Genomic DNA, 25,648 nt, shown 5'->3' with positions numbered 1-25,648 from the left:
TTTATATCAGCCAATGCATTAAACTCATTTTATAGATTAACGTCCACTTTTATTAATTGCTTCCCGCCTCTTTCAATACCCAGATAGCGCAAAGTTTCAGCGGAAGAATGGTGATTATAGATGGACATAATGATTGAAATGGCAATCCCTTTTCTATAGGCATGATAGCCAAATGTTTTTCGAAGTGTATGTGTTCCGATCTTCCCTGGAATTCCAGCTTCCTTTGCTGCATTATTTATGATCCGATAGGCTTGCTGGCGGGTAATTGGCTGGTTATTCTTCTTGGATTTGAAGAGATAATCACATTCAGAGAAATCATGCTGAGTAAAATACTTTTTCAGTTCTTTTTTCACGCTGTTATTTAAGTAAAATGCTTTATTTTCATCACTATTGAGATCGTTTAAATAAATAAACTCTTTTATCTCCTTCCCATCGCAAACATCACTAATTTTCAGAGATAGCAAATCACTCACCCTTATGCCCGTATTTATACCTAATACAAAAAGCAAAAGATCCCGCTGTGACTGCGGTCTTAAAATCTCTTTAATTTTATTTATGCTTTTGATGTCCTTGATAGGATCAACATATTCCACAAGATTCCCTCCTGCAACTAATGTTACATAAGTATAAGCTATCAAAAAATAAGTAACATTACAAATGATTGAATGCAGTTCATAAGAAAAGCGGAAGCGCCTTGCTCTCCCCCGACATCTTAAGCAGGAAGACGCTGGACCTAGTCAGATTATCAACGTTCAAAATAATTATTTTCTTATTGTTTAAAAAAACAGAAACATGCAAGAGAATCCCATTCCCTTGCATGTTTTACTGCTTTTCAATTCGCTTGCTTTTCACCGGCAGTATAGCTTTTAAAGGTCTCCAGAACTTCCACATATCGATCTTTTGTTACAATGGGGATTCCTTTTTTTAATTCTTCACATTTCGTGCTTTCTAATTTCCCTAAATCGATTTGAAAGAAAGACTGAATAATATTTGTTTTTTTCGGCCTTCCATTGAAAATGGTTAATGTGCCGTCCTCGGTTACACCGAAGTACCCATTTGCTTTTAATAATGGCGATATATCATCCATTTTCCGGCGGAACACTATATAATCCATATCCATATCAACAAGCTGCCATTGATCATATTTAGCCCAGAAATCTTCAAGGGTCCATATGATTTCCTCTATGGTTTCCTGGCTTACTTCCCCATCCAGATATTCTCTCTCCAAAATGACATCCATCTTAAGCGGCCCTTCAATGTGTTTTCCTGCTGCCTCAGCATATACAGAAGTACCCTCAGATAAAAAGTTGAATGCATCCGTCTGGAAGAAGGGATAAAAGGAAGCAGCTCCTATTATTAGCAAGCCCCATATGGTTCTCATGATCGATCACCTCGATTAAATAGTAACTTCTGCAGCATCCGCCTGAGCCTGTTTTCCCAGATCTTTATGCTTAGTGTGACCAACATTTTCATGTTTATCCTGAAAAAAATTAATTATGTAAAAAGGGGCAAAGCCCAGCAGCTTTGCCCTCTTTGCTGAATCATTATTTTTCCCTGCGGAATAAACTTTTTAAATCCCAATCAATTTGCTCTCGCGGGCCGCCATCACGAAGATTGTTATCAATATTTCTTAAACGGCTAAACGTTCCTTCGTCCGTTACCACCGTAGCAGATCTTCCGCGTAAATATGGCTGAACAGCTTCATGAATCGCTTCTTTCGTCTGTTCTTCCTTATCATAATCATTCAAATCCACAGCAATCAAAACATCGCTTCCATAGGTCACGGAACGGACATCCTCAACGTTAGGAACAGAAGCTGCAACGTTGCCAATTTTTTCAGCAAGCTCACCTTCATAAGCCTGATAATAAGAATTTTTGGCTTGTCGTGTATTGTCATCGAGATGGCCATGATAATTTGCATCGCTATGGCTAAAACGATTATCTCTCTGCAAAAAGCTGCGGTCCCTGTCAGCAAGAGGAACAGTTGGGTTTCCGGTATTTTCATTCCTGACTCTTCTTGCATTATTTTCCACTCTGTTGGAGCCATTATTTTTTCCCTCTGCACCCAGAGTATGATCCATCATTTCTGTCAGAGGCCCATCATTATCTGTACCATCTTCAACCCGGACATTTCCACCGCGGTTTCCGTGATTTTCATTTGAATAATATCCCATGGGCTGACCAATTTCATTCTTTCGATCAACAGATGCATCTTCGTTCGTTCCGCATCCTGCCAATCCCATTGTCATGATGGCAGCCATCGGTACTGCAATTAATTTCTTGTGCAAGCGAAAAACCCCCTCGCTAATATTACAAGCCCTGAGCATTGCTGCTCTTTCTTAGCTTGTGAGCGAAAGGAGGCTTTCATTCTGTCCATTTACGTCCATTTTTTTGTACATTATTTGTTTATCTCATTAACGGCATATTTAAGAGCTTTAATAAAACGCTGTCTCTCAGCAAACTGACCAACAGTTAAATCCAAAACAGGACGAATCTTTACAGAATCAAGATATGTTCTATCCCTTATTACACGATTCCATTCCCTAAATATATCAGTTGGAAATGCCAATGCATGAAGAAAGCACTTTTCTTCAAGATTGGATTTAAATATTGAATATTTTCCCAAATCGTCAAATGACCATTTCATAAAGGGGAGGATGCGGTTCGCATACTGCAGGTAATCGGAATGTGGAGTACCTACTGCTATCAGGTCAAAATCAAGCAAATATAAAGATTGATCTTTAGCTCTGAGAAAATTATGATGTGCTACATCACCATGCAGAATAACCTTCCTCCCGGATTGAAAAAGCCAGGCGTCCTCTTCAATTCCTTTCAAGGCCCAATCTGCCCAGGCTAATAATTCATTAATAATTTCTTTTTGGACAAAATATCTTATTACTGGGAGATTATTAAGGAAAAGGGTCGCTCTCTCTCTCCACTTGTCTGCCTGCCGATATGCCGGCACAACCGTTTGGTAACGGCTTACAAGCTTCTCTGTAGTATCGTGGAAATTTTTCAGCAAATTTAGCCCTTCCAAACGATCGCTCTTCAAAAAATAGGTGAACACTTCTTCAGAAGGCGGGATATACTCCAGACACCCAAAATATGTCCGGTCAAAAAACAATGGCGGTTCTTTGGCAACCTCATAAAAAATATATGTTTTTGCAAATCCTTCATTCATTAATGATGAAGTAAATGCCTCCTGAAGCTTTAGCCGGTGATAGGATGAAAATCCTTTCAATACAAAGGCCCGTTCCTGTGTCCTCAGTAAATAAACCTTCTTTCTAATCGGCTTTAACTCTTCAATTTTAAAGGGCAGCTGATCTTGCAAATAGGAGAGGAGACGATTTTTAACTAAATCGTCTCCTCCATTATTAACCGTCGTATTCACTGCTTTCGTCAAAGCTTCTTGGCATTCCAAATGCCTCTCCGCCCATTTGGCCAAAACCTTGACCGAATGCTGGTCCTGGGCCATAGCCAAATCCCGGACCATATGCCGGCCCTGGACCGAATCCTGGTCCCGGACCGTATCCTCCCGGAGCAAATTTCGGTCCTCCGCATCCGCAATCATTAGAAGCACCCATCACTGAACCAGGCATTAATGGCTTTTGAGACATACCCGGAGATTCTTCCATTCCCTGCACCTGCGGCATGTGTGGCATTTGCATTCCCATGTCTTCTGCACCCATTACACCTGATGGCATTTGATGCGGCATTTGCGGCATCATTGCTCCTTGCACTTGATGCGGCATCTGATGCGGCATTTGCATTCCCACGTCTTCTGCACCCATTACACCCGATGGCATTTGGTGCGGCATTTGCATTCCCATATCTTCTGCACCCATCACTCCCGATGGCATTTGATGCGGCATCTGCGGCATCATTGCTCCCTGCACCTGGTGTGGCATCTGATGCGGCATCTGCGGCATCATCGCTCCCTGCACCTGATGTGGCATCTGATGCGGCATCTGCGGCATCATCGCTCCCTGCACCTGATGTGGCATCTGATGCGGCATCTGCGGCATCATCGCTCCCTGCACCTGATGTGGCATCTGATGCGGCATCTGCGGCATCATCGCCCCTTGCACTTGATGTGGCATCTGTTGTCCCATATCTTCTGCCCCCATCACACCTGATGGCATTTGAGCCATTGGCATGAACGGCGAAGATTCATCATAATCCGGACTTTCAACTCCAGCCATCATACCCATATGCGGCATTTGATGCTCCGGCATCATCGCTCCCTGTACCTGTGGCATCTGGTGTGGCATCTGCGGCATCATCGCTCCCTGCACCTGGTGTGGCATCTGATGCGGCATCTGCGGCATCATCGCTCCCTGCACCTGGTGTGGCATCTGATGCGGCATCTGCGGCATCATCGCTCCCTGCACCTGATGTGGCATCTGATGCGGCATCTGCGGCATCATCGCTCCCTGCACCTGGTGTGGCATCTGATGCGGCATCTGCGGCATCATTGCTCCCTGCACCTGATGCGGCATCTGATGCGGCATCTGCGGCATCATTGCTCCCTGTACTTGAGGATAAGGCATTTGCGGGTAACATGGATTAAAAGGAAACATTGGCTGATATTGACCTCCTTGATGTGTATATAAAGAAGATTCGCTTTCCGGCGATTCAGGACTTTCTTGATTTGGAGCCGGCTTTACCTGCGGAAGGATATTGACTGGTTTAGGCGGGAGCTGGGGCTGTGGCTTGGATTCTGATATAGGCAGTGGTTTTTGCTGTGGTTTTGTTTCTGCAGGCTTCACTGGTTTTTCCTTCACTTTAACCTCTTTAGCCGGAAGCGGTTTCTGCTGCTGCGGTTTAACCTCTTTTGCTGGAAGCGGCTTTTGCTGCTGCGGTTTAATCTCTTTTGCTGGAAGCGGCTTTTGCTGCGGAGCCGGCTGCTGAATATTCATCATATAATAATTATTTATATCAATTTCAGGCATAATAGGCTTTGGCATTTTTGGCGTATAAGGTTTTTTGGGAACTTCTTTTGGTGCAGGTTTTGGCACTTCTTTCGGAATTTCAACCTTTGGCGCCGTTACTTTTGGCATTTCCTTTTTCGGTGCTTCTTTTACCGGCTTCTCCTTAGGTGCTTCAGCTGATGGCATGGTAATAGGTTTCTCTTTGGCAAAAGGTTGTTCTGCTTTTGGCATTTCCTTTTTGGCACCCATATTTATTTTTGCTTCCGGTTTTCCTCCAATAGGAGCCTCTTTTTTTATTGAGCCCCCGCTTGCAGGAACTTTTATTTTCATACCGGGCATAATCATATCAGGGTTGCTGAGCTGTGTATTCATCTTTTTCAGCTCTTCAAAATTCACGCCGTACTTTTTTGCAATCTTCCAAAGAGTATCCCCTTTCTGTACGATATGGATTTTCACTCTGAATTCCCTCCTATGCGTAAGGTGATACTTCCATCAATGATGGTTAGTATAGGCCCACACGATGTGGGTCACACAGACGTTGCCACAGGACGTGGCGTTCCTAGTCTGTGTTCCTAATCAGCATTTACGGGCATTTCATCCATTTATTTGAAAATTGCAGATTAGTGCCCGTTAATCGCGATGAGTCCATATAGTGTATGAAGAAATGGGCAAATTGCTAACAATCTACACAAAAAGATATGCATTTTTCCCAGGATTTATGCTTCATCGTTTCTTCTAATCCTATTAACAGCAAAGGGCAGCAAGGCAATAAAAAAATCCTCCCGGGCGGGGAGAATTTTTTATTGCCTAAATTTACGAAGAGTATTTCTGTGTAATTTCCGCTGATTTAATGACCGGCTAACCTTTTGCAAACGCTTATGGACGTTCGAGCATCCTATCTAATGCCAATTTAGCAAATGCTGCTGTTTGTTCTTCAACCTGAATTAGATTTTGGCTTTCCCCCTGCTCAATTGCTTCAAGGCACCAAACAAGGTGCGGTAAATCGATTCGGTTCATGGTCAGGCAAGGACACATATGAGGGTTAAGTGAGATGATTTTTTTATCTGAATGCTGTGTGATAATCCTTTTAACCAAATTCATCTCTGTACCGATCGCCCATGAAGACCCAGGTTCTGAATGTTCTATTGCATCTATTATATAATTGGTCGACCCGGCCATGTCGGAAAGTTCCACAACTTCCCTTCTGCATTCCGGATGGACAATGATCTTCATTGCCGGATATTGTTCCCGAACTTCTTTGACATTTTCAACAGTAAAGTTTTCATGAACTGAACAATGGCCCTTCCAAAGAATTACTTTAATGTCCTCAAGCGGCCCTTCATATTCCAGCTGATCCGTAATGGGGTTCCATACAGCCATTTCCTCAAGCCCAATTCCGAGGTTATAAGCCGTATTTCTTCCAAGATGCTGGTCAGGCAGAAATACAATTCTCGGCTTCTGCTCAAACGCCCAGCTCACCATTTTTTCAGCATTCGAAGAAGTAACAGTTGCTCCTCCATGGCGGCCTACAAAAGCCTTGATGCCCGCAGTAGAGTTTACGTATGTTAAAGGAAGCATTGTATCGCCAAACATATTCTGCAGCTTCGTCCAGGCTCTTTCTGTTTGGCTGATATCAGCCATATCGGCCATAGAGCAGCCTGCGCGCATATCAGGCAATAGTACCTTTTGACTAGAATCTGTTAATATATCTGCCGTTTCAGCCATAAAGTGAACTCCGCAAAACACAATATATTCTGCCTCTGCATTTTCCTGTGAAAGCTGGGCAAGCTTTAGTGAATCACCGGTAGCGTCCGCAAACTGGATGACCTCATCCTTCTGATAATGATGACCCGGAATAAACAGCTTATTCCCAAGCTTATCTTTTATTTCTCTTGCTCGATCCTCCAGTTCCTTTATAGTCATCATTCGATATTTTTCCGGAAGAATAGTTGTTTGTTTTTCTGCTGTCTGAAAAATATTCATTTCCTCCATACCCCTTTGCCAATTATGCATTTATTTTTTTAGGAATTTATATCCTTTGAACGTCGGTAACAGTCCAGCTCCACATGGAACGCTTCGACAGCGTATTCATCGCACGACTAAAAGCGTTAGCTCATTAGAGAAGCGTCTCCCACCTCGAGGTAACAAGCGCCAATCCTCCAAAAAGGCAAGAACACCTTCCTGGGAGGCTCGTCTTGTGGGTTGAGGCCCCTAGGATGGGGGTCATGCAGACGTTGCCACAGGACGTGGCGTTCCTAGTCTGCGTTCTTTTGTGGGCAAGGCGCTTCCGCTTTTATTCCACAGTAACCTTCACACTTATATCAAGCGATTTCACGGAATGAGTAAGAAAACCCAATGAAATAAAATCAACCCCTGTATCGCTGTAAGCTGACAGGTTATCCAACGTGATTCCGCCGGATGCTTCTGTCAGGATCCCCTTCGGCACGCTGCTGATCCACTCTTTAATCTCTTCAGGGCTCCTGTTGTCAAACATGATAACATCTGCCCCTGACTCAACTGCTTCAAGAACCTGTTCTTTTGTTTCCGTTTCGACTTCAACTTTTACCATATGCCCAACTTTTGACCGTACTTCTTCCACAGCTTTCGAAATTGATCCTGCAAAAGAAATATGGTTGTCTTTAATCATGACTGCATCATAGAGGCCATATCGATGGTTAAATCCCCCTCCGCATCTGACTGCATATTTTTCAAGCATTCTAAGGCCAGGTGTAGTTTTTCTTGTATCGCAGATTTTCGTATGTGAACTATTTAATACCCGGACAGCCTCACTTGTTTTTGTTGCAATTCCGCTCATTCTTTGGAGCAGATTTAAGACCACTCTTTCTCCTTTTAATAAATCGGATACAGGCCCTGCAGCTTCAGCAAGGACTTGACCTTTCTCAATCCATTCTCCATCCTTTACTTTTATATTGACTTCAGCGGCTGGATTTAGCATCTTATATCCTGACCTGATTATTTCTTCTCCGCAAAAAATGCCATTGTCCTTTGCAAGGAAAACGACCATTCCAGTCTGATCTTCTCCAAAAATAAGTCCGCTTGTCAGGTCGCGGTCACCGATATCCTCGAGAAAAAACTGTTCAAGTTGCAATCGCAGCTTTAATTTGTTCATATTTACCACCCTTTTCAGATTTTCGGGATTGAATGATTCTTTTTCCAAGCCATTCATGACTTTCGAAGGGATAATCCTGCCGGAAATGGCCTCCCCGGCTCTCTGTCCTCCTTACTGCAGCGTCTGTTATCAGATAAGCTGCGATAAGCATGAAAGCCCGTGTTGCTTCCTCTATTGAAAGATCATCAAGTTCTGCTTTAATCCATTCTTCAATTTTGCAGCCTTTAAGCCAGGCAAGCTGATCTAAAAGCCCTTCTTTTGTTTTGATAATCCCTGCATTTTTCATCATTCTCAATTTAATTTCTTCAACTGAAGGTAAACTTTCTTTGACTTGACATCTTAATGCTGTCTCGGGAAATGTCAGTCCTTTAGCAGGATCACTTGATGGCTGTTCATTAATCCACTCCGCAAGCCTTTTGCCCAAATATAAACCTTCCAGAAGGGAGTTACTTGCAAGCCGGTTAGCGCCATGTACGCCTGTGCATGCAGCTTCACCAATCGCATACAGGCCAGGAATGCTGGTGCGGCCCAATAAATCTGTTTTAATTCCTCCCATTAAAAAGTGGCTTCCGGGTGAAACTGGAATTTTCCCAATGCTTAGATCTACTCCGTTTTGTTCACAGATTTTTGTTATTGTCGGAAACCTGGATTTAAAGTTTTCAATTGAGGAGATATCCAGGAACACGGATTTCCCTTTCTCTAAAGAATGAAAAATTGCTTGTGACACAACATGTCTTGGCGCTAAATCTCCCAGTGGATGAAGTCCTGCCATTACTGGTCTTCCGTCTTCTGTAACGAGCCTGCCGCCCTCTCCCCTGACAGCTTCCGAGATTAGCCCTAATGCTTTACCGTCTTTATATAGAAGTGTGGGATGAAATTGGATGAACTCCATATCCGCTATCTCCGCACCTGCTCTGTACGCTAAGGCAATACCATCTCCGGTTACGGAATCGGCATTGGATGTATATTCATATAGCTGGCCGCAGCCCCCTGTTGCAAGCACAACATGAGATGAAATGAAACGATGAATTACACCATTGGAATCTTTTCCTTTTACCCCTATACAACTGCCTTCCGTTTCATTTATCAGCAATTGAAACACAAGAACATTTTCCATGATTCGAACGTTTTGATTTTTATTTGACAGCATAAAATCAATGACTGTTTTTCCAGTGCTGTCCCCGCCTCCATGAACAATTCTGCTTTCTGAATGAGCCCCTTCCATGCCTAACGCAAATGCTCCTTCAGAATCCATATCAAACAGGCATCCCTCTTGATTAAGCTCTTTTATCAGGGAGGGTGCCTCACTGGTCAGGGACAGCACTGCATCAGAATCATTATGAAACCTTCCTGCTTCGAGTGTATCCATGTAGTGCTTGGATGGGTGATCATTTACTCCCAGGGCAGCCGCAATGCCGCCCTGCGCCATATATGAGTTTCCATTTTTTACAGTTGACTTTGTGAGAATAATCACATTTAAGTCCTGTCGCAGCTTCTTTGCCAACTGCAAAGCGGCTACCCCGCTTCCAATAATCAAAACGTCGGCATTCATTATTTTATACCTCCTGTTTATACAGGTGTCTTGACACCTATATTTACACAGATTTAGAATTATGACAAGAGGTTTTCATAGTTTAAGAGGAACTTCTTGCTTTTCGAAGGCTTTATTTAAAGAGAGAGAGCAGGTGAGAACATGAAATATTTCGATTATGCAGCATCTTGTCCGCTTGATCCGGAAGCGGCAGATGCCTATATTAAAGCCTCAACTGAATACTTTGGCAACTCCCTCAGCCTTCATGATACCGGGAGCGCAGCAGAAGGGCTTCTTGAAAACTGCCGGAGAGAATTAGCCATCCTTTTGGGAGTTGAGAGTGAAGGAATCTACTTTACCAGTGGAGGTACAGAAAGCAATTTACTCGCTATATTAGCCTTGCTGTCTGCCTCTGAAAAATCAGGAAAACATATTATAGCGGGAATGGCTGAACATTCCTCTATTCATAGTGTCCTAGAGAAATTAAGCCTTGATAATGGCTATGAAATTACAGAAATCCCTTTTGGGGCGGATGGCCGTATTGACCTAAAAAAATTAAGTTCGGCCATCAGGGATGATACCGTCTTAATTACCATACAGCATGGCAATCCTGAAATTGGCACATTGCAGCCTGTCCCTGAGATCAGCCAGCTTTGCAGGCAAAGGAAGATATTGCTGCATAGTGATTGTGTCCATACTTTTGGAAAATCAGATTTAAAAGAAGTCGCCAGCTTTGTTGATAGCCTGTCCTTTTCTGCCCATAAATTTTACGGGCCAAAAGGGGTGGGCGGGGTTTACCTCAAACCTGGCAGGCGGTGGAGCTCCTTCTTACCAGGCGTATCACATGAAAAAGGTTTCAGGCCAGGCACTGTGAACCTTCCAGGAATTGCCGGAATGACAGTAGCTGCACAGAAAGCTTATGTAAATTTAAACAGACATAACAGCCATTTCCAAACACTGCGTGAAGCACTGCTGAAGGAGCTTGAGTCTTCACAGGAGAAATTTGTGTTATACGATTTTGCAGGCTCTTACCAGCTTCCTTCTACATTGGGACTTCGGTTAAAAGGGGTCGAAGGGCAATATATCATGCTTGAATGCAACAGACATGGATATGCCATATCTACAGGAAGCGCATGCAGCACAGGCATGAAAACTGTTTCTAAAACGATGATGGCCCTAGGGGTTACAGAAAAAAAAGGAAAGGAATTTTTCCGGATTTCTTTCGGGTGGAATACTGCTGTTGAGGAGGCAAAGTCACTGGGGGAAAAGCTGGCAGAAATGGCCCGGGAACTCGGACCGCTCTAATCTTTTATATTCTGCCGGTTCTTATGTTAGAATGAGACATTATCGGATTATAAGGGTGAGGAAAAATGAAGGAACAAAAAAAGGTGCTCGGAGAGGAGCGAAGGACCTTTCTGCTTCAGCTTCTTAAAGAAAGCGGACAGCCCATTACAGGAGGCGACCTTGCAGCAAAAACAAATGTAAGCAGACAGGTAATTGTTGGGGATATCACCCTTCTAAAGGCAAGAAAAGAGCCAATCATTGCTACGAGCCAAGGTTATATGTATCTTCATCAGGCTTCTCCTGCCTCTTCAGCTGAGCGGGTCATTGCCTGCCATCATGACCCCGCGAGGACTGAAGAAGAATTGAATCTGCTTGTCGATCATGGGGTTACAGTAAAAGATGTAAGGATTGAACATCCTGTTTATGGTGACTTAACTGCCTCGGTTATGGTTTCAACCCGTCAGGAAGTCAAGCAATTCATGGATAAAATTAAAGCCACAAAAGCTTCCTTCTTATCAGAACTGACAGATGGCATTCATCTTCATACTCTTTCTGCAGCCTCAGAACGGAAACTCGATGAAGCTGAGAAATTATTAAAGGAAGCAGGATTTCTTATTGACCAGGAATAGCGTTAATCCTTATTATTTTTAAATAAGAAAGGATCCGGATATGTATACCGGATCCTTTTCTTTAGCTTTAATCCTGAAGAACTTTTGTATTTTTATTGCGAAGCTGAAAATATGGATAGCTACCCAAAATCTTAACGCTGCAGCCCAGTGCCTCCAATTCGGCAACTGCTCCGGGGATAAGGACATCGTCCTGCTTCATATCCACGTCAATGATAAAGAAATAATTTCCCAATCCTGTTTTCATCGGCCTTGATTCAATCTTAGTCAAATTGAGCTTCCTCCAGGCAAATGCCGAAAGCACTTGATGAAGTGCCCCTGACCTATCAGCCGGCAGCGTCACCATAACAGTCGTCTTGTGCCCGGCAAACTCTTTGCGGTCTTCATTGATTGACAGTTCTTTACTGGATAATACTATGAACTTTGTATGGTTAAAATCAAAATCATGGATATCCTCTTTAACGATCGCCAGTCCATATACTTCTGCCGCTAATTCATTAGCGATGGCGCCGGCCCGCAAATCTGGATTTTCTTTTACATATTGAGCTGCTGCTGCAGTTGAAGTAGTGCTTTCGCAAGGGATGCCTTTCAGCTCTTTATGCAGAAATTTATGGCATTGTGCAATAGCATGGGAATGGCTATAGACTGCATCAGTTTTATCCCATTCGTTCACATGATCAGGATGGACCATAAAATGCTGGCGAATCGGGGCTGTCAGTTCGCCGATAATTGGAAAATCCACTTCATGGATTAAATAATCCAATGTAATATTCACTGAGCCTTCCAATGCGTTTTCAAGAGGAACTACCGCCAGTTCTATTTCATTCTCATTTAATGCATCAAAACAGGCAGGTATCGTTGGGTAGGCAACGGCTGTCTCATTCGGAAATAAACTCCTTGCAGCAATATCTGTAAAGGTGGCTTTTGGGCCCAAAAATCCTATCTTCACGGTAATTACCTCCTTTTCGTCAGACTTATCATAAATCACTGAAAATTTTCTTTATACTTTACTACTTTAACATATGTATGTAATTTGCAAAATAAAAAACTAAAAAAGGGCAGGGTACAGAGCGCATTTTCTTACGCACCCGTCCCCAGCACCTCTACTTTTTCTACAAACTCCAATTTTCGAAGCCTACCCAAGAGCTCCTCAATCTCGATGCCCATTTCAGTTACATTCAGGGAAAGCGTGACATTTGCCCTTCCCTGGAGCGGAATGGTCTGGTGTATGGTTAGGACATTGCACCCCGATGAAGCCACAACGCCCAATAAATGTGATAAAGTCCCCGATCTGTCTTCCAAATGAAAGAATAAAGTGATCAGCCGTTCTTTGACAACAGTATGGAAAGGAAACACAGTGTCTCTATATTTATAAAAAGCACTTCTGCTCAAATCAACTTTTTGGACAGCATCCCAAACCGATTCGGCTTTTCCCCTTTCGATCATTTCCTTCGCATCCAAAGTTTTCTTCATTGCTTCAGGCAAAACATCTTCGCGAACCAAATAAAATTTCTTATCGAATCTATCTTTTCTCATTTCTCCACCCCGTCAATCGTGAAGGTTAGTCAATAAACTCGAATTCATAATCAAGCAGCTTAACTGTATCACCGTCTTTTGCTCCTTTTTCACGAAGAGCATCATCCACACCCATTCCGCGCAGCTGTCTTGCAAACCTGCGGACAGATTCATCTCTTGAGAAATCAGTCATCTTAAAGAGCTTCTCAATAGCATCGCCAGATACGACGAACACTCCTGCAGGGTCTCTCGTAATGACAAACTCCGTCTGGTCAGCTTCATGCTTATAAAGAACGCGGTGCACACCTGTGTCTTCTTCTTCTTCATGTGACAGCGGGAATTCAGGCGTTTCTTCAAGCTTATCCGCAACGGCAAATAATAAATCCCTTAACCCTTGTCTTGTTAAAGCGGAGATCGGAAAAATCGGATACTCTTCTTCAAGCTGTTCTTTGAATTTCTTAAGATTTTCCTCTGCATCAGGCATGTCCATTTTATTAGCCACAATGACTTGAGGCCTTTCAGTGAGACGAAGGTTATACTCTTTTAATTCTTTATTGATGGTTAGATAGTCTTCAAATGGATCCCTGCCCTCAACAGCAGCCATATCGATAACATGGACAATAACTCTGGTTCTCTCAATATGCCGTAAAAATTGATGACCAAGGCCTACTCCCGAATGGGCGCCTTCAATTAATCCAGGCAAGTCTGCCATGACAAAGCTGCGGCCGTCTTCAGTCTCAACCATTCCCAGATTGGGAACAATCGTCGTAAAGTGGTATTCCGCAATCTTCGGCCTTGCCGATGATACAACCGATAGCAGCGTGGATTTTCCGACGCTCGGAAAACCGACTAAACCAACATCAGCTAAAAGCTTGAGCTCCAGCACAACATCTCTTTCCTGGCCCGGTTCGCCATGTTCGGACAATTCTGGAGCAGGATTAGCCGGTGTGGCAAAACGGGTATTCCCTCTGCCTCCGCGGCCCCCGCGGGCTATGACAGCTTTTTGCCCGTGCTCAGTCAAATCTGCGATTACTTCCCCTGACTCGGCATCAGTTACGACTGTTCCCGGCGGGACTTTAACAATCATGTCTTTTGCATTTCTTCCATGCTGATTTTTAGACATGCCATGCTCACCGCGGGGAGCTTTAAAATGGCGCTGATAACGGAAATCCATTAACGTGCGTAATCCCTCATTCACTTCAAAAACAACATTGGCACCCTTACCGCCATCTCCGCCGGCTGGGCCTCCGTTCGGCACATATTTTTCTCGGCGGAAAGCAACCATTCCGTTGCCCCCGTCTCCGCCTTTAACATAAACTTTGACTTGATCGACAAACATATATTATTCCTCCCGTCTGCAGTATGTCCCAATTGTCTGGCATTCAGCCAAATTACAGGCACTGACTGGATCCACTCTTACACTTAAGAAATGCTCCAGCCTGCAGAGTTTCACACTTAGTATTGCTTTTTGCGGCGGAAATCACTCTCTGCCATTCGCAATGAATGGCACAAATAACTCCAGTGCAAGCTCCTCTTCAGCTAATACCTGAACAGCAGCCGTTATGTCATCGTTCTTCTTTTTGAAGAACTGATCCAATTTATCGATATCTGTTAGTATTCCGCTAAAATCAAAAAAGAAACGAGCCCCTTCTTTTTCATGCCTGATGGATACAGATAAATGATTATCATGGTAAGGCTTTACTGATGAGTCCAAAATGGCAAAAAAAGAGCCTGTCCACTCAGAAAGGATAATGTCATCCAATCGGCCGGAAATGGTATCATCAAGCACCTCATATTCAAGCTGAAAGTAGTGGTTTTCCCAATTATAAGTCAATAAAAGCGAAGCAAACTCAGGAAGGTTTAAGTTCGAAAGTCTTGCTTCCTGCTGTGCTTCCACCACGATTTCATCTATGATTTCCTTAGCTCTGTCTACCTTGTTAAGGGAAAGGTTGCCTTTAATTAATTGTATTTTATTCAGCCAGTCATGCCGGGCATGACGCAGCACTTCAATCATATTCCAGTCTTTTTCCATATATGCACTCCTGTATGGTTATTAGGCTGACAGAAGACTGTGCTTGCTGTAAGTATATCAAAAAACATAAGTACAGTAAGCAAATTTATGTTAAATAAGAAAATATTGCTTATGCGAAGAAGAGCTGCTGTCTTCTGGAGCTATAAATTCATCAGATAAAATGTGAAGTGCACTGGCGGATTTTTTTGCCAAAAAAAGAAAACCCTAACCTTGTGGGCTAGGGTTTTCTCGAAAAGGCTTACGCCTCTTGAGCTGCAGGATATACGCTCACTTGCTTGCGGTCACGTCCAAGACGTTCGAACTTAACAACACCGTCAACTTTCGCGAATAGTGTGTCATCGCCGCCTTTACCCACGTTTACACCTGGGTAGATCTTAGTACCGCGCTGACGGTACAGGATTGAGCCGCCAGTTACGAATTGTCCGTCCGCACGCTTAGCGCCAAGACGCTTAGAGATTGAGTCACGGCCGTTCTTTGTAGAACCTACTCCCTTTTTAGAAGCGAACAACTGAAGATCTAATTTTAATAGCATTTATTCCACCTCCTGCTTTTTGAAGGTAATCTTTATATACGTTCCGTAGTCTTCTTCAATCGTCTGCAATGAAACAACCATGCCTTCAAGAAGAAGCTGCACTTTCTCATTCATGTCATCCTGAAGATCAGGAAGAACACAGCGGAGAAAGCCATCTCCATGGCTGATTTCTGGTGTCACGCCGGTTAGGGCATGGACAGCATTAATGGCACCGATGGAAACGGCAGATACGCCTGCACAGACGATATCCTTGCCTCTGTTTGCGAAGAATGCATGACCGCTTATTTCAAACGAATGAATTTTTCCGGAATCTTTACGAATAATCGTTACTTCAATCATCTGAATCGCCTGATTAAGCGTTGATTTTTTCAATCACAACTTTAGTGTAAGGCTGACGATGACCTTGCTTCTTACGATAGTTTTTCTTTGCTTTGTACTTGAATACAGTGATTTTCTTTTGACGGCCTTGTTTTTCAACTTTAGCTGTAACAGTAGCACCTTCAACTACAGGGCTTCCTACTTTTACGCTGTCTCCGCCAACGAAAAGAACCTTTTCAAATGTAACTGTTTCGCCTGCTTCAGCGCTAAGCTTTTCGATGTAGATAGCTTGACCTTCTTCTACACGTAATTGCTTACCGCCAGTTTCGATAATCGCGTACATGAACTGCACCTCCTCTTAGACTAAGACTCGCCATCCCAGGCGCCGACACGAAAGCGGGCTTATGTACCTGTTCTGTGCGGTTGTAGCACGGGTGCGCTACAAACATAACATAAAAATCCTATCATATAATGATTAATCATGTCAATAAGAATTATATGATTCTCTTTGTTTGCACCTAAAAGTGACTTTTTTGCGTGCCTATACAATTATAATGCTAATGGGGTTATTAGGGAAGTGGGAAATACTGCACTAAAAAAGCAGGCGGGGTGGTTAAATCCGCCTGCTTTGAACTAACCTAGCTCATTGGCACTGCCAAACTTTCTGATTTCATAAAATGGCTTGCACTTTTCCTTATAGGAAAACATGATTTTTAGTCCAATGCTGTCTTCGATTCTCTTTTTATGGGCATCATTTTCCCCTGAGAATACCGCTGCTGTGTCTGGGGTGGTTTCGATTAAGACAGCTTCATGGTCATTGCCTCGATGTTCCCACAGTTCTCTTTCCAGCCTGAAGGCAATGGTTTCAGCACTCAGCACTCTTCCGGTGCCTTCACATACTTGACACCTTTCGGTAAGTGATTCTGAAATGGCCGGTTTCGTTTTTTTTCGGGTCATCTGGAGGATTCCAAGCGGGGTGAATCCAACAAGTTTAGTGCGTCTTTCATCCTTTTTCAGCGCATTTTCCATGGTGGAGAGGATATGGTTGCGGTCAGATGCTTCTTTCATGTCGATAAAATCGATTAGGATCATGCCGCCTATATCGCGGAGCCTGATCTGTCTTGCAGCTTCTTCGGCCGCCTGCTGGTTCGTTTTTAACACAGTTTCCCTGCGGTCCTGCTTACCGGCGAACTTTCCGGTATTTACATCGATGACTGTTAAAGCTTCGGTTTCATCAAAAATAAGATATGCGCCAGTTTCAAGCCATACAATCCGTTTCAGCGCTTTATCAATTTCAGATTCAACATTAAAAGCGGAGAAGATATTTTCCTTGCCAGAATGCAGCCGAATTGGCAGGCTGGTGTGTTTCTGGAGCACACTCTTCAGTGTTAAGTCGTCCACTGCGATTTCTCCATCGGCCAGTTTCTTTGCTTCTTCTTTAATTTTCTCAATAAAAGAATTCGCTTCGTAAACTTTTCCCGGTTTTTTCTTTACTTCTGCTGCCCTTAAAAGGTCCCTGTACTCCAGTCTTAGCCTTTCAAGTTCATCTATGAGTTCAATTTCTTTCTTGTTATCACAGGATGTTCTGAAAATCAGCCCTTCATTCTCTTTCTTAGCACGATAGCCAAATTGGCGCCAGTTTTCTCTTGCTTCACTATCCTCAATTTTCTTGGATACAGCAACATAACGGCCATTTGGCATATATATCAGCGAATCTCCTGAAAACTCAAGCACCCCTGACAATCTCGGTCCTTTAGTTCCGGCAGCGTCCTTTTCAACTTGAACAAGTATTCTTTCTCCCTGATGGACAAAAGAAGAGATGCTCCGTTTTTCCTTTACTTGAGATTCTTCGGCAGAACAAACATAGGCTGCCAGTTTGTCCCGGTGTATAAATCCGCTTTGATCTTCCCCAATCTCTACAAAAGCTGCATTCAATCCAGGCATTACTTTTGCAACGGTGCCCAAGTAAATATCCCCTACTGATGAACGCTGCTTCGGCTGATCGATAAATAGCTTCTCGACCCTCTTATCTTTTAAATGTGCAAACCGGCGCTCTCTTGATGCATAATTTACAACTAACATGTCCAAAACTATTTCCTCACTTTAAACCATTATTTATTCATTTCAATAAAAACTCGCTCTTCAGTAAACATAAAGCAAATCTCCAATTTTAGCAGTCAGCACTTTTTCTGCAAAGCACGCATGCAGCAATTCATTTTCATCTAAAGCACCCTTCTCTTTCCCGTCCTTTTCAACTATGATTGGGTGTTTGCATCCTCGCTGAAATCTTTCCAGAACGTCAATAACCAATTCTTCCTCTCTTACAACGATAGGTTTTAATGTCCGGAAGTCGCTGTGCTTCCCATAGTATCTTTCGAGGAGAAAACGGATAAATATGAATCGGCTCTGCTTCCATTCATGATATAGCGAAAACACCAAAAAAGCGAGGACTACCCATATATTCAGGTTTACAGGAGAGGTCAGCAAAGTTAATATTATGAAACTGAATAGACCCGCAGCCGAAATGAAAAGTGTTTTTCTATGCGCTTCCGGAAATGCCTTATTAAGAGAAAGCCATAAAAAAACAAGCTTTCCTCCATCTAATGGCCATACAGGTAGCAGATTAAAAATCAGGATCATTAAATTGAACTGAATAAACAGGTGAAAAATATCAGCAGATACAAAAGAGAGCTCATAAAATAACAGCGCCGCCCCCATCATCCAAATATGCTGAAGCGGCCCTGCTATAATGACTACGATTTCCTCTTTCAGCGGCCGGTTTCCGTGTTCATCCATTTCCGCTACACCGCCAAATGGCAAAAGGGCGATCTTTTTTATTCTCCAGGAATAAAGGGATGCTGCAGCTGCATGACCCATTTCATGAACGAAGATAATCAGGAGCAGCATGCATAATTCCATAAAATGAGCAGTTGCGACAGATAGTCCGATAATGGCCCATAACAAAGGATGTATATGAATATATTTAATTAATCCTGTTATTTTATTCAAATGGGATCACCTGGATCGGATCTATAAAATCATCATCTTTTTTAATCGCGAAATAGAAAGACCCTTTTTCTCCATCACCGGTGTCACCTGCAGTGCCAATACCGGTTCCTTTTTCAACATATTGATATAAATTCACATTAATTTCAGCCAAATTGCCATACCAGGACTCACTTTTATCACCATGCTGAATAATAACCGTATTTCCGAAACCATCTTTCTTTCCAGCAAACCGCACAAGCCCTTCACTCATTGCTTCGATGGATGCTTCTTTACCTGTTTCGATTGTTATTCTCTGTCCATTATCATTAAAGTCTTCCAGGATTTTTGCAGAAGCAGGCAATGCATACTCACTGTTTTCTTCAACGTTCTTCTCATCTTTTTTGCCATCTGAAAATGGCAGCAGTGCCAGTGGTTTTCCGAATTGTTCTTCATACCAGCCGGAAACTGCGGCGAATTGAAAATCCTTCTCCATGGCTGCCTTTACAAAATCTCTAGCAGGATCAAATGTCGCAGCCTGGTTTTTAAAAAGAATAGCAGCGAATAAAAAAATACAGGCAGAAGCTAGCAGCTTGAATAGAAATAGTTCCTTTCGAAATAAAGGGTGGTTCCCCTCATCGAGTTTGCTCTCGTATGAAGGCAGCTTACTAAACCCATACCGCTCTTCATCTTCTGTCCAAAGAACTGTTGAATCTTTCTTATTTGAGAATCTTTCTTTCTCTTTTTTTCTCCGCTCAATTCTCTTGCGTATTTCATCCGCTCTTGAATTCATAATATCCCCACCATTTCTATATAGCTCTATTTGTACAAGTTTATGAGTTGTCCAAATAGAGTATGACTTGAAGTGGGTGTCTGAGATAAAAAAATAAACCGAAGAAGTCTCCCCGGCTTTTGTTCGATAAATTATAATTATTTAACACCAAAAAACTTTTTTAGTTTTGAGAATACACCTTTATTCTCTTCTTCAAGAGGCTGAAGCGGAACAGCTTCACCAAGTATGCGGCGGGCGATATTACGGTAAGCAACAGAAGCCTTACTGTTAGGGTTTAATGCAATAGGCTCACCATGATTGGATGCCTTGATTACTTCATCATCATCTGCCACAATTCCAATTAAATCAATCGACAAATGTGCGGTAATTTCATCTACATCGAGCATGTCGCCATTTTTCATCATATGGCTTCTAATTCTATTTATTATCAGTTTTGGAGCCTCTACATTTTCCTCTTTTTCAAGCAAGCCGATAATCCGGTCAGCATCACGTACGGCTGAAACTTCCGGAGTGGTAACAACAATTGCTTTATCAGCACCGGCAACAGCATTTTTGTACCCCTGCTCAATTCCAGCAGGGCAGTCTATGACAATATAGTCATAATCCTGCTTTAATTCATCGACCAGCTTTTTCATCTGCTCTGGAGTAACAGCCGTCTTATCACTTGTTTGAGCAGCAGGAAGCAAATACAGCAAATCATCAAACCGTTTGTCTTTAACCACAGCCTGATGTATTTTGCACCGGCCTTCGACTACATCGACCAGATCATAAATAATGCGGTTTTCCAATCCCATCACCACATCAAGATTTCGAAGGCCAATGTCTGTATCCACCAGGCACACTCTTTTCCCCTGAAGGGCAAGAGCAGTACCTACATTTGCGGAAGTAGTCGTTTTTCCGACTCCGCCTTTTCCGGACGTAATGACAATCGCTTCTCCCATCCTAGCTTCCCCCTTGCAATCTAGTTATATTAGGTCTCAGATGCATTAATACTTGTAATCTATCTACAGTTATTTGATCATTTTCATCTATGTAAGCACATTCCATTTCTCTTTTTTCGTCATCCTGATCCTTGTCTGGAGCCCGGTTAATACAATTGCTGATCCTTAATTGGGATGGTTTCATAAGCGAAGCAACGATCACAGCTTCCTTATTCCCATGGCATCCGGCATGGGCTATGCCTTTTAGCGCCCCCATTATAAAGATGTTTCCACCTGCCATGACAGTGCCTCCGGGGTTTACATCTCCGATAAGAAGCAGATCTCCCGCCACTTCGAGAACCTGCCCGGAACGAATCACCTTCGCAACAGATACAATTTCATTTTCTTCCTTCTGTTTTTCAGCTTCTTCTTTGGTAATGACATTCGAGCTTATAGACTCAACGATCAGGTTCTTCTTTTGCCTTATTAACTCCTTCAATTCTTCCTGCTGCTCTTCTGTGAGATAACGATTGCCGACTTGTACCCTCACTGAAAGAAGCCGGTCTTCAACCGATCTCGAGTTTTCTGAAAGCTTTCTATCAAGTTCTTTCTTCAGCTCTCCATATGAACAGGAATCATCGAGATGCAGTGTCAGACCATCTTTCGTCCCTTTTATTGTAACGTTTTGGTTTTTTTTCATTTCAAGATGTTCACCTCAATGATAAGAAACACATAAGTGCTGGTGGCACTCTATTTTAAAGCAGTCCATGAACTGCTATATTTTCAATCAGCCTCGCAGGGCCATTCTTTTAAAAATAAATTATGTCAATTATCCCTATCCAATTTGCCCATAAAGGTAGAATTCGACAGAAACCTTCTAAATTCCTTTTTTACTAAAAATTATTCATTTAAAAGAAACCGGATTAATCCGGTTTCTTTTAAATGAACTGTGAAATTATATCACTTCAAACAATTAGTCGTTTAAGCTATCTGAAAATTTTTCAGAAAGTCTTTTAAATGGATAAACAGCTAAAATAATGAAAATGGCATTTAAAATCAGAGTTGGCACGAGGCGTGACGATAGAAAAGCTGCAAAAACCATATCAGTATGGTGAATTAATAAGTTCATCTGGTAGACACCGGCCTCAAGGAGAGTGATGCCTAAAAGCACAATGATGGAAGCCATAGCCATATTTGTCTGAAGAATTTTCATTAGTTTAGTTGTAATAAAAGCAATGACTGGAAATAGAAACAGGTAAATGCCGATAATTTCAACATATACAATATCAAAAAGCAAGCCGAATAATAAGCCGTAAAGAATTCCGTGTTTTTTTGAGCCAAAGATGGTCAAAAAAAGCAAGCCGGCCAGCAGGAAACGGGGAACAGCTATTTTTCCGCTGCCTAACAAATCATGCGGAGTTATTTGAACAAATATGCTTTCACCGATAAATAAGGCCAGGAGTATGAGAGGAAGAAGGAATCTTCTCACAGTTCCTCCTCCTTCTCATCAACCATTTCCATTAGCTCAGGCTGTAAAGCACCTCTTTTGACGACCATTACATGTCCAATATCGTAGAAATCTGCCCCCGGCTTAACATAGGCGGTTTGAGTGAGACCAAATTCATCAGGAACAACATCTACAACCTTCCCAATCGGAAGGCTCTCAGGAAAAACACCGCCCAGACCTGAAGTAATAACGTTTTGATCCTTTTTTACCTTTGCATCATAAGGAATTCGCTTAAGCAAAAGAAGACCTTTTTCTTTATCATAGCCTTCTATCAGACCGAAAAAGTTATTATCGCCCGCCTGAATTTTTGCAGAGATGCGATTTGTCGGGTCCATTGAACTAAGAAGCTGAACTGTTGAAGTAAAGGTATTGCTGCTTTTCACTTTGCCGATCAGGCCTTTAGACGTAATAACAGCCATGTTCGGTTCAATGCCAGCATTTTTTCCCTTATTAATGATAAGCAATTCATGCCATCTGTCGGGATTTCTTCCTATAACAGTTGCCTGCTTTGGCTCAAATTCACTTAAAGAGTCTTTCTTATCCAGAATCTCACGAAGTTCTGTATTATCCTTTTTCAGTCGCTGAACCTCAGACTCAAGGCGTGCAAGCTCATCCAGCCTTGTCTTTAGCTCTTTATTTTCTTTGTATGTATTTTGCAAGTCTTCGACATTTTCAAAGAATCCTGCCACATAATTCACTGGGCTGGAAACAGCATTTTGTATAAACCCGGTAGTATCTTTTAAAAATTGTTCAGGCCAGGTCAAATTTTCTCTATCTTTTAAAGAAAATCCAATCAATGCCACGAGAATAATAATGCTGACAAGCAAAATAATCAGGCGTTTGTTCAAAAAGAACTGTGGCATCCGTTACACCTCGATTAGTATTTTTTCAGAAAAGATTGCGCCATTCAGGCACTGCTCAACAAAATATAACATATATCTGCAAAATTATCATTTATGGTTCAAGAAAAAAACCAAATTTGAGCCCATGCACTTTTTAAGAAGTGAATGGGCTTTATCATTTTCTTATTCAGGCTTCAATTTATCTGGATTCTTTTGCTTTTGTTTTGAATAAATCGATATGGTCAAGAGCTTTTCCAGTACCAATTGCGACACAGTCCAATGGGTTTTCTGCAATAAGGACAGGCATTTTTGTTTCTTCGCTGATCACCTTGTCGAGGTTGCGAAGAAGCGCCCCCCCTCCAGTCAGTACAATACCTCGGTCCATAATATCTGCTGCCAGTTCAGGAGGAGTTTTTTCAAGAGTATTTTTTACTGCATCCACAATCGCATATACAGTATCATTCAATGCTTTTGAAATTTCTTCAGCAGTAATTTCAATTGTTTTTGGCAGGCCTGTCAGCAGGTCACGTCCGCGGATTTCCATGTTTTCAACACCTTCAGGATCTCCTGCAGAGCCAACCTCTACTTTAACGGTTTCTGCTGTACGGTCACCAATCATTAAGTTGTAAGTTTTGCGGATATAATTGATGATCGCGTCATCCATTTCATCACCGGCAATGCGGATGGATTGGCTCGTAACAATTCCGCCCAAGGAGATGATGGCAACTTCGGTAGTTCCTCCCCCGATATCAACCACCATGCTTCCTGTCGGTTCCCAAACAGGAAGATTAGCCCCGATTGCAGCGGCAAACGGCTCTTCGATGGTATAAGCATCGCGTGCCCCTGCCTGGCGGGTTGCATCGACAACAGCACGTTCTTCAACAGCTGTAATGCCGGATGGTACACAAACCATTACATATGGCTTGCCTGCAAAGAAGCCCTTATTTTTATTGGCTTGTTTAATATAATATTTCATCATGACAGCGGTTGTTTCATAATCCGCAATAACGCCATCCTTCATTGGACGGAGCGCAACAATATTGCCAGGTGTACGGCCGATCATATTTTTTGCATCATTGCCGACAGCTACAATATTTTTAGTATCTGTCTGCAGTGCTACTACTGACGGCTCTCTGACAACAATTCCTTTTCCTTTAACATAGACAAGTGTATTAGCTGTTCCTAAATCTATTCCAAGGTCTCTAGTACCGATTCCAAACATAAATGGTATCTCCCTTTCTGATACAAATTGCTCATTTTCCTAAGTAAGGTATTTTAATGGAATTTTCTTTAATTTTTCTAGTACAATGAGCCTCCAAAATGCGAGGCATCTCAAAAATCATAACCAATATTATAGCGTAACGTCAAATAAAAACATAGTGTTATAAATACCCTTTTTCCTTTAAACTGACAAATTTATTTTCACCGATGATAAGATGGTCCAGCACTTCAATGCCGATTATTTTCCCGGACTCTGCAAGTCTCTTGGTTACTTCAATATCTTCCCGGCTTGGAGTCGGATCACCGCTCGGATGATTATGAATGCAGATAATCGACGCAGCCGATCTGCGAAAGGCCTCTTTAAAAACCTCTCTCGGATGAACAATTGAAGCATTCAGGCTTCCAATAAAGATGGTCTTCTTATGAAGCACCTGATTTTTTGTATTTAAATAAAGGCATACAAAATGTTCCTGAGACAGGAATCGCATATCATGCATGACATAATTTGCTCCATCCTCAGGAGAACGGATAGTATATCTGTCGTCATATGTGAGAGTTGAAATCCTCCGGCCAATTTCAACTGCTGCCAGCAGCTGTATTGCCTTTGCCGATCCTATTCCTTTAATGGCCGTTATTTCATCCAGGGATGCATCCTTTAATAGCCGGAGTCCTTCAAAATGGGTAATAAGCCTGTTCGCTAATTGGAGGACAGATTCATCTTTCGTGCCTGTTCTGAGTAATATCGCTATCAGTTCGTGATTGGATAAGCTTTGCGGACCATTTAGGACAAAGCGCTCACGAGGGCGTTCATCCTGAGGGAAATCTTTAATCAATAGAGTATCCGTTTGCATATTTTCCTCCCTAAACTCTGGGGCCAGGAGCTGAGGATGAAAAAAAGTATATTAAGGAAGCGAATATCCTGCTTTCCTTAGTTCACGAACCGTTCTGGAGACAGGAAGGCCGACAACAGAGAAATAATCTCCATTTATGCTTTTTACAAGCATGCTGCCAATGCCTTGTATCCCATATGCACCTGCCTTGTCAAATGGTTCACCGGTGCCGATATAAGAGTCAATTTCTTCATCTGTTAACTCCCAGAACACCACATCGGTTTTTTCATAAAATGTAATTACATTTTCAGGCGTCACGATGGATACACCTGTGTAAACAGAATGGGTGGTTCCAGACAGACTTTTGAGCATAGTGAAGGCTTCCTTGCTGCTGCCTGGCTTTCCTAAAACATTGCCGTCTTTAACTACAACTGTATCTGAGCCAATTACATATGAATCAGGGTGTTTATTAAATACAGCCTGTGCCTTTCTATGGGCAAGCTCCTTCACGATCTCTCCTGGTTTCAGCACTGGATCAAAACTTTCATCGACATCACTGCTGGAGACTTCAAATTGCAAATGAAGATTTTCAAGAAGTTCTTTTCGCCGCGGGGAAGAAGAGGCTAAAATGAGGTTTTGCATGTAATCACC

At 42.5% G+C, this 25,648-nt stretch carries 27 protein-coding genes and 1 other annotated feature; of the genes, 2 read left to right on the top strand and 25 right to left on the bottom strand.

The window, feature by feature from the left end; all coding sequences use genetic code 11:
- Positions 1 to 29: 29 nt before the first annotated feature.
- The 8 genes from MKY20_RS09280 to nadB all read right to left on the bottom strand — a co-directional run bounded on the left by MKY20_RS09280 (position 30) and on the right by nadB (position 9,613).
- On the bottom strand, positions 30 to 593 hold the full coding sequence (locus MKY20_RS09280; RefSeq protein ID WP_251266936.1) for a tyrosine-type recombinase/integrase: 564 nt from the start codon (positions 591 to 593) through the stop codon (positions 30 to 32).
- A 239-nt stretch (positions 594 to 832) separates the two neighbouring features.
- Entirely contained in the window at positions 833 to 1,381 is a 549-nt protein-coding gene (locus tag MKY20_RS09275; RefSeq protein ID WP_019382921.1) for an intercompartmental signaling factor BofC, read from the bottom strand.
- A 163-nt stretch (positions 1,382 to 1,544) separates the two neighbouring features.
- On the bottom strand, positions 1,545 to 2,288 hold the full coding sequence (locus MKY20_RS09270; RefSeq protein WP_009333102.1) for a YhcN/YlaJ family sporulation lipoprotein: 744 nt from the start codon (positions 2,286 to 2,288) through the stop codon (positions 1,545 to 1,547).
- A 110-nt stretch (positions 2,289 to 2,398) separates the two neighbouring features.
- The gene (locus MKY20_RS09265; RefSeq protein ID WP_341000876.1) at positions 2,399 to 3,421 is read right to left on the bottom strand and encodes a phosphotransferase; all 1,023 of its coding nucleotides are present in this window, start codon (positions 3,419 to 3,421) and stop codon (positions 2,399 to 2,401) included.
- A complete protein-coding gene (safA, locus tag MKY20_RS09260) occupies positions 3,375 to 5,387 on the bottom strand; it encodes a SafA/ExsA family spore coat assembly protein (RefSeq protein WP_341000875.1) in 2,013 nt (670 codons plus the stop codon). Before safA ends, MKY20_RS09265 begins: the two co-directional genes overlap by 47 nt.
- Before the next feature lie 420 nt (positions 5,388 to 5,807).
- Positions 5,808 to 6,914: a quinolinate synthase NadA gene (gene nadA, locus MKY20_RS09255; protein ID WP_009333106.1), complete on the bottom strand. Its 1,107-nt coding sequence runs from the start codon at positions 6,912 to 6,914 to the stop codon at positions 5,808 to 5,810.
- A 310-nt stretch (positions 6,915 to 7,224) separates the two neighbouring features.
- Positions 7,225 to 8,061 carry a carboxylating nicotinate-nucleotide diphosphorylase gene (gene nadC / locus MKY20_RS09250; protein WP_217025910.1) on the bottom strand — a complete coding sequence of 279 codons (837 nt, stop codon included), beginning with the start codon at positions 8,059 to 8,061 and terminating at the stop codon, positions 7,225 to 7,227.
- A complete protein-coding gene (gene nadB / locus MKY20_RS09245; RefSeq protein WP_251266938.1) occupies positions 8,030 to 9,613 on the bottom strand; it encodes an L-aspartate oxidase in 1,584 nt (527 codons plus the stop codon). The genes nadC and nadB overlap by 32 nt, the downstream gene beginning before the upstream one ends.
- Before the next feature lie 141 nt (positions 9,614 to 9,754).
- Between nadB and MKY20_RS09240 the strand changes: the two genes are divergently transcribed.
- Positions 9,755 to 10,897 carry an IscS subfamily cysteine desulfurase gene (locus MKY20_RS09240; RefSeq protein ID WP_019380308.1) on the top strand — a complete coding sequence of 381 codons (1,143 nt, stop codon included), beginning with the start codon at positions 9,755 to 9,757 and terminating at the stop codon, positions 10,895 to 10,897.
- A gap of 65 nt (positions 10,898 to 10,962) precedes the next feature.
- Positions 10,963 to 11,505, top strand: a complete 543-nt coding sequence (locus MKY20_RS09235; protein WP_009333110.1) for a transcription repressor NadR — start codon at positions 10,963 to 10,965, stop codon at positions 11,503 to 11,505.
- Positions 11,506 to 11,572: 67 nt separating this feature from the next.
- Here the strand turns inward: MKY20_RS09235 and pheA are convergent, their stop codons facing one another.
- From pheA to MKY20_RS09150, 17 genes are all read right to left on the bottom strand, one after another.
- Positions 11,573 to 12,451 (bottom strand): prephenate dehydratase, encoded by an 879-nt coding sequence (gene pheA, locus MKY20_RS09230; protein WP_071156202.1) that lies wholly within the window; start codon positions 12,449 to 12,451, stop codon positions 11,573 to 11,575.
- Positions 12,452 to 12,582: 131 nt separating this feature from the next.
- A complete protein-coding gene (locus MKY20_RS09225; protein ID WP_009333112.1) occupies positions 12,583 to 13,038 on the bottom strand; it encodes an ACT domain-containing protein in 456 nt (151 codons plus the stop codon).
- A gap of 25 nt (positions 13,039 to 13,063) precedes the next feature.
- The gene (obgE, locus tag MKY20_RS09220; RefSeq protein WP_009333113.1) at positions 13,064 to 14,356 is read right to left on the bottom strand and encodes a GTPase ObgE; all 1,293 of its coding nucleotides are present in this window, start codon (positions 14,354 to 14,356) and stop codon (positions 13,064 to 13,066) included.
- A 141-nt stretch (positions 14,357 to 14,497) separates the two neighbouring features.
- Entirely contained in the window at positions 14,498 to 15,049 is a 552-nt protein-coding gene (locus MKY20_RS09215) for a sporulation initiation phosphotransferase B (protein WP_009333114.1), read from the bottom strand.
- 238 nt (positions 15,050 to 15,287) lie between these two features.
- Positions 15,288 to 15,581 carry a 50S ribosomal protein L27 gene (gene rpmA / locus MKY20_RS09210; protein ID WP_009333115.1) on the bottom strand — a complete coding sequence of 98 codons (294 nt, stop codon included), beginning with the start codon at positions 15,579 to 15,581 and terminating at the stop codon, positions 15,288 to 15,290.
- A complete protein-coding gene (locus MKY20_RS09205) occupies positions 15,582 to 15,920 on the bottom strand; it encodes a ribosomal-processing cysteine protease Prp (RefSeq protein WP_217032807.1) in 339 nt (112 codons plus the stop codon).
- Positions 15,921 to 15,933: 13 nt separating this feature from the next.
- Positions 15,934 to 16,242, bottom strand: coding sequence for a 50S ribosomal protein L21 (gene rplU / locus MKY20_RS09200; protein WP_009333117.1), 309 nt, complete (start codon positions 16,240 to 16,242; stop codon positions 15,934 to 15,936).
- 13 nt (positions 16,243 to 16,255) lie between these two features.
- Positions 16,256 to 16,334 (bottom strand) — a sequence feature (ribosomal protein L21 leader region).
- A gap of 198 nt (positions 16,335 to 16,532) precedes the next feature.
- On the bottom strand, positions 16,533 to 17,981 hold the full coding sequence (locus MKY20_RS09195; RefSeq protein WP_217033304.1) for an Rne/Rng family ribonuclease: 1,449 nt from the start codon (positions 17,979 to 17,981) through the stop codon (positions 16,533 to 16,535).
- A gap of 60 nt (positions 17,982 to 18,041) precedes the next feature.
- Complete coding sequence (locus tag MKY20_RS09190) at positions 18,042 to 18,908, bottom strand: M50 family metallopeptidase (protein WP_009333121.1); 867 nt, start codon at positions 18,906 to 18,908, stop codon at positions 18,042 to 18,044.
- A complete protein-coding gene (locus MKY20_RS09185) occupies positions 18,901 to 19,677 on the bottom strand; it encodes a M23 family metallopeptidase (RefSeq protein WP_009333122.1) in 777 nt (258 codons plus the stop codon). Before MKY20_RS09185 ends, MKY20_RS09190 begins: the two co-directional genes overlap by 8 nt.
- Before the next feature lie 137 nt (positions 19,678 to 19,814).
- Complete coding sequence (gene minD, locus MKY20_RS09180; protein WP_019380305.1) at positions 19,815 to 20,618, bottom strand: septum site-determining protein MinD; 804 nt, start codon at positions 20,616 to 20,618, stop codon at positions 19,815 to 19,817.
- Between the two features lies 1 nt (position 20,619).
- Positions 20,620 to 21,297, bottom strand: coding sequence for a septum site-determining protein MinC (gene minC / locus MKY20_RS09175; protein WP_009333124.1), 678 nt, complete (start codon positions 21,295 to 21,297; stop codon positions 20,620 to 20,622).
- 273 nt (positions 21,298 to 21,570) lie between these two features.
- Complete coding sequence (gene mreD, locus MKY20_RS09170) at positions 21,571 to 22,086, bottom strand: rod shape-determining protein MreD (RefSeq protein WP_019380304.1); 516 nt, start codon at positions 22,084 to 22,086, stop codon at positions 21,571 to 21,573.
- Entirely contained in the window at positions 22,083 to 22,967 is an 885-nt protein-coding gene (mreC, locus tag MKY20_RS09165; protein ID WP_019380303.1) for a rod shape-determining protein MreC, read from the bottom strand. Before mreC ends, mreD begins: the two co-directional genes overlap by 4 nt.
- Before the next feature lie 178 nt (positions 22,968 to 23,145).
- Positions 23,146 to 24,168, bottom strand: coding sequence for a rod shape-determining protein (locus tag MKY20_RS09160; protein ID WP_009333129.1), 1,023 nt, complete (start codon positions 24,166 to 24,168; stop codon positions 23,146 to 23,148).
- Positions 24,169 to 24,328: 160 nt separating this feature from the next.
- A complete protein-coding gene (gene radC, locus MKY20_RS09155; protein ID WP_009333132.1) occupies positions 24,329 to 25,018 on the bottom strand; it encodes a RadC family protein in 690 nt (229 codons plus the stop codon).
- 51 nt (positions 25,019 to 25,069) lie between these two features.
- Complete coding sequence (locus tag MKY20_RS09150; protein WP_019380302.1) at positions 25,070 to 25,639, bottom strand: Maf family protein; 570 nt, start codon at positions 25,637 to 25,639, stop codon at positions 25,070 to 25,072.
- Positions 25,640 to 25,648: the final 9 nt, after the last annotated feature.

It is taken from the genome of Cytobacillus sp. FSL W8-0315 (assembly GCF_038002905.1).
In the GTDB taxonomy this organism is placed as follows: domain Bacteria; phylum Bacillota; class Bacilli; order Bacillales; family Cytobacillaceae; genus Cytobacillus; species Cytobacillus pseudoceanisediminis.
This window is presented reverse-complemented; position numbering and strand designations above follow the sequence as displayed.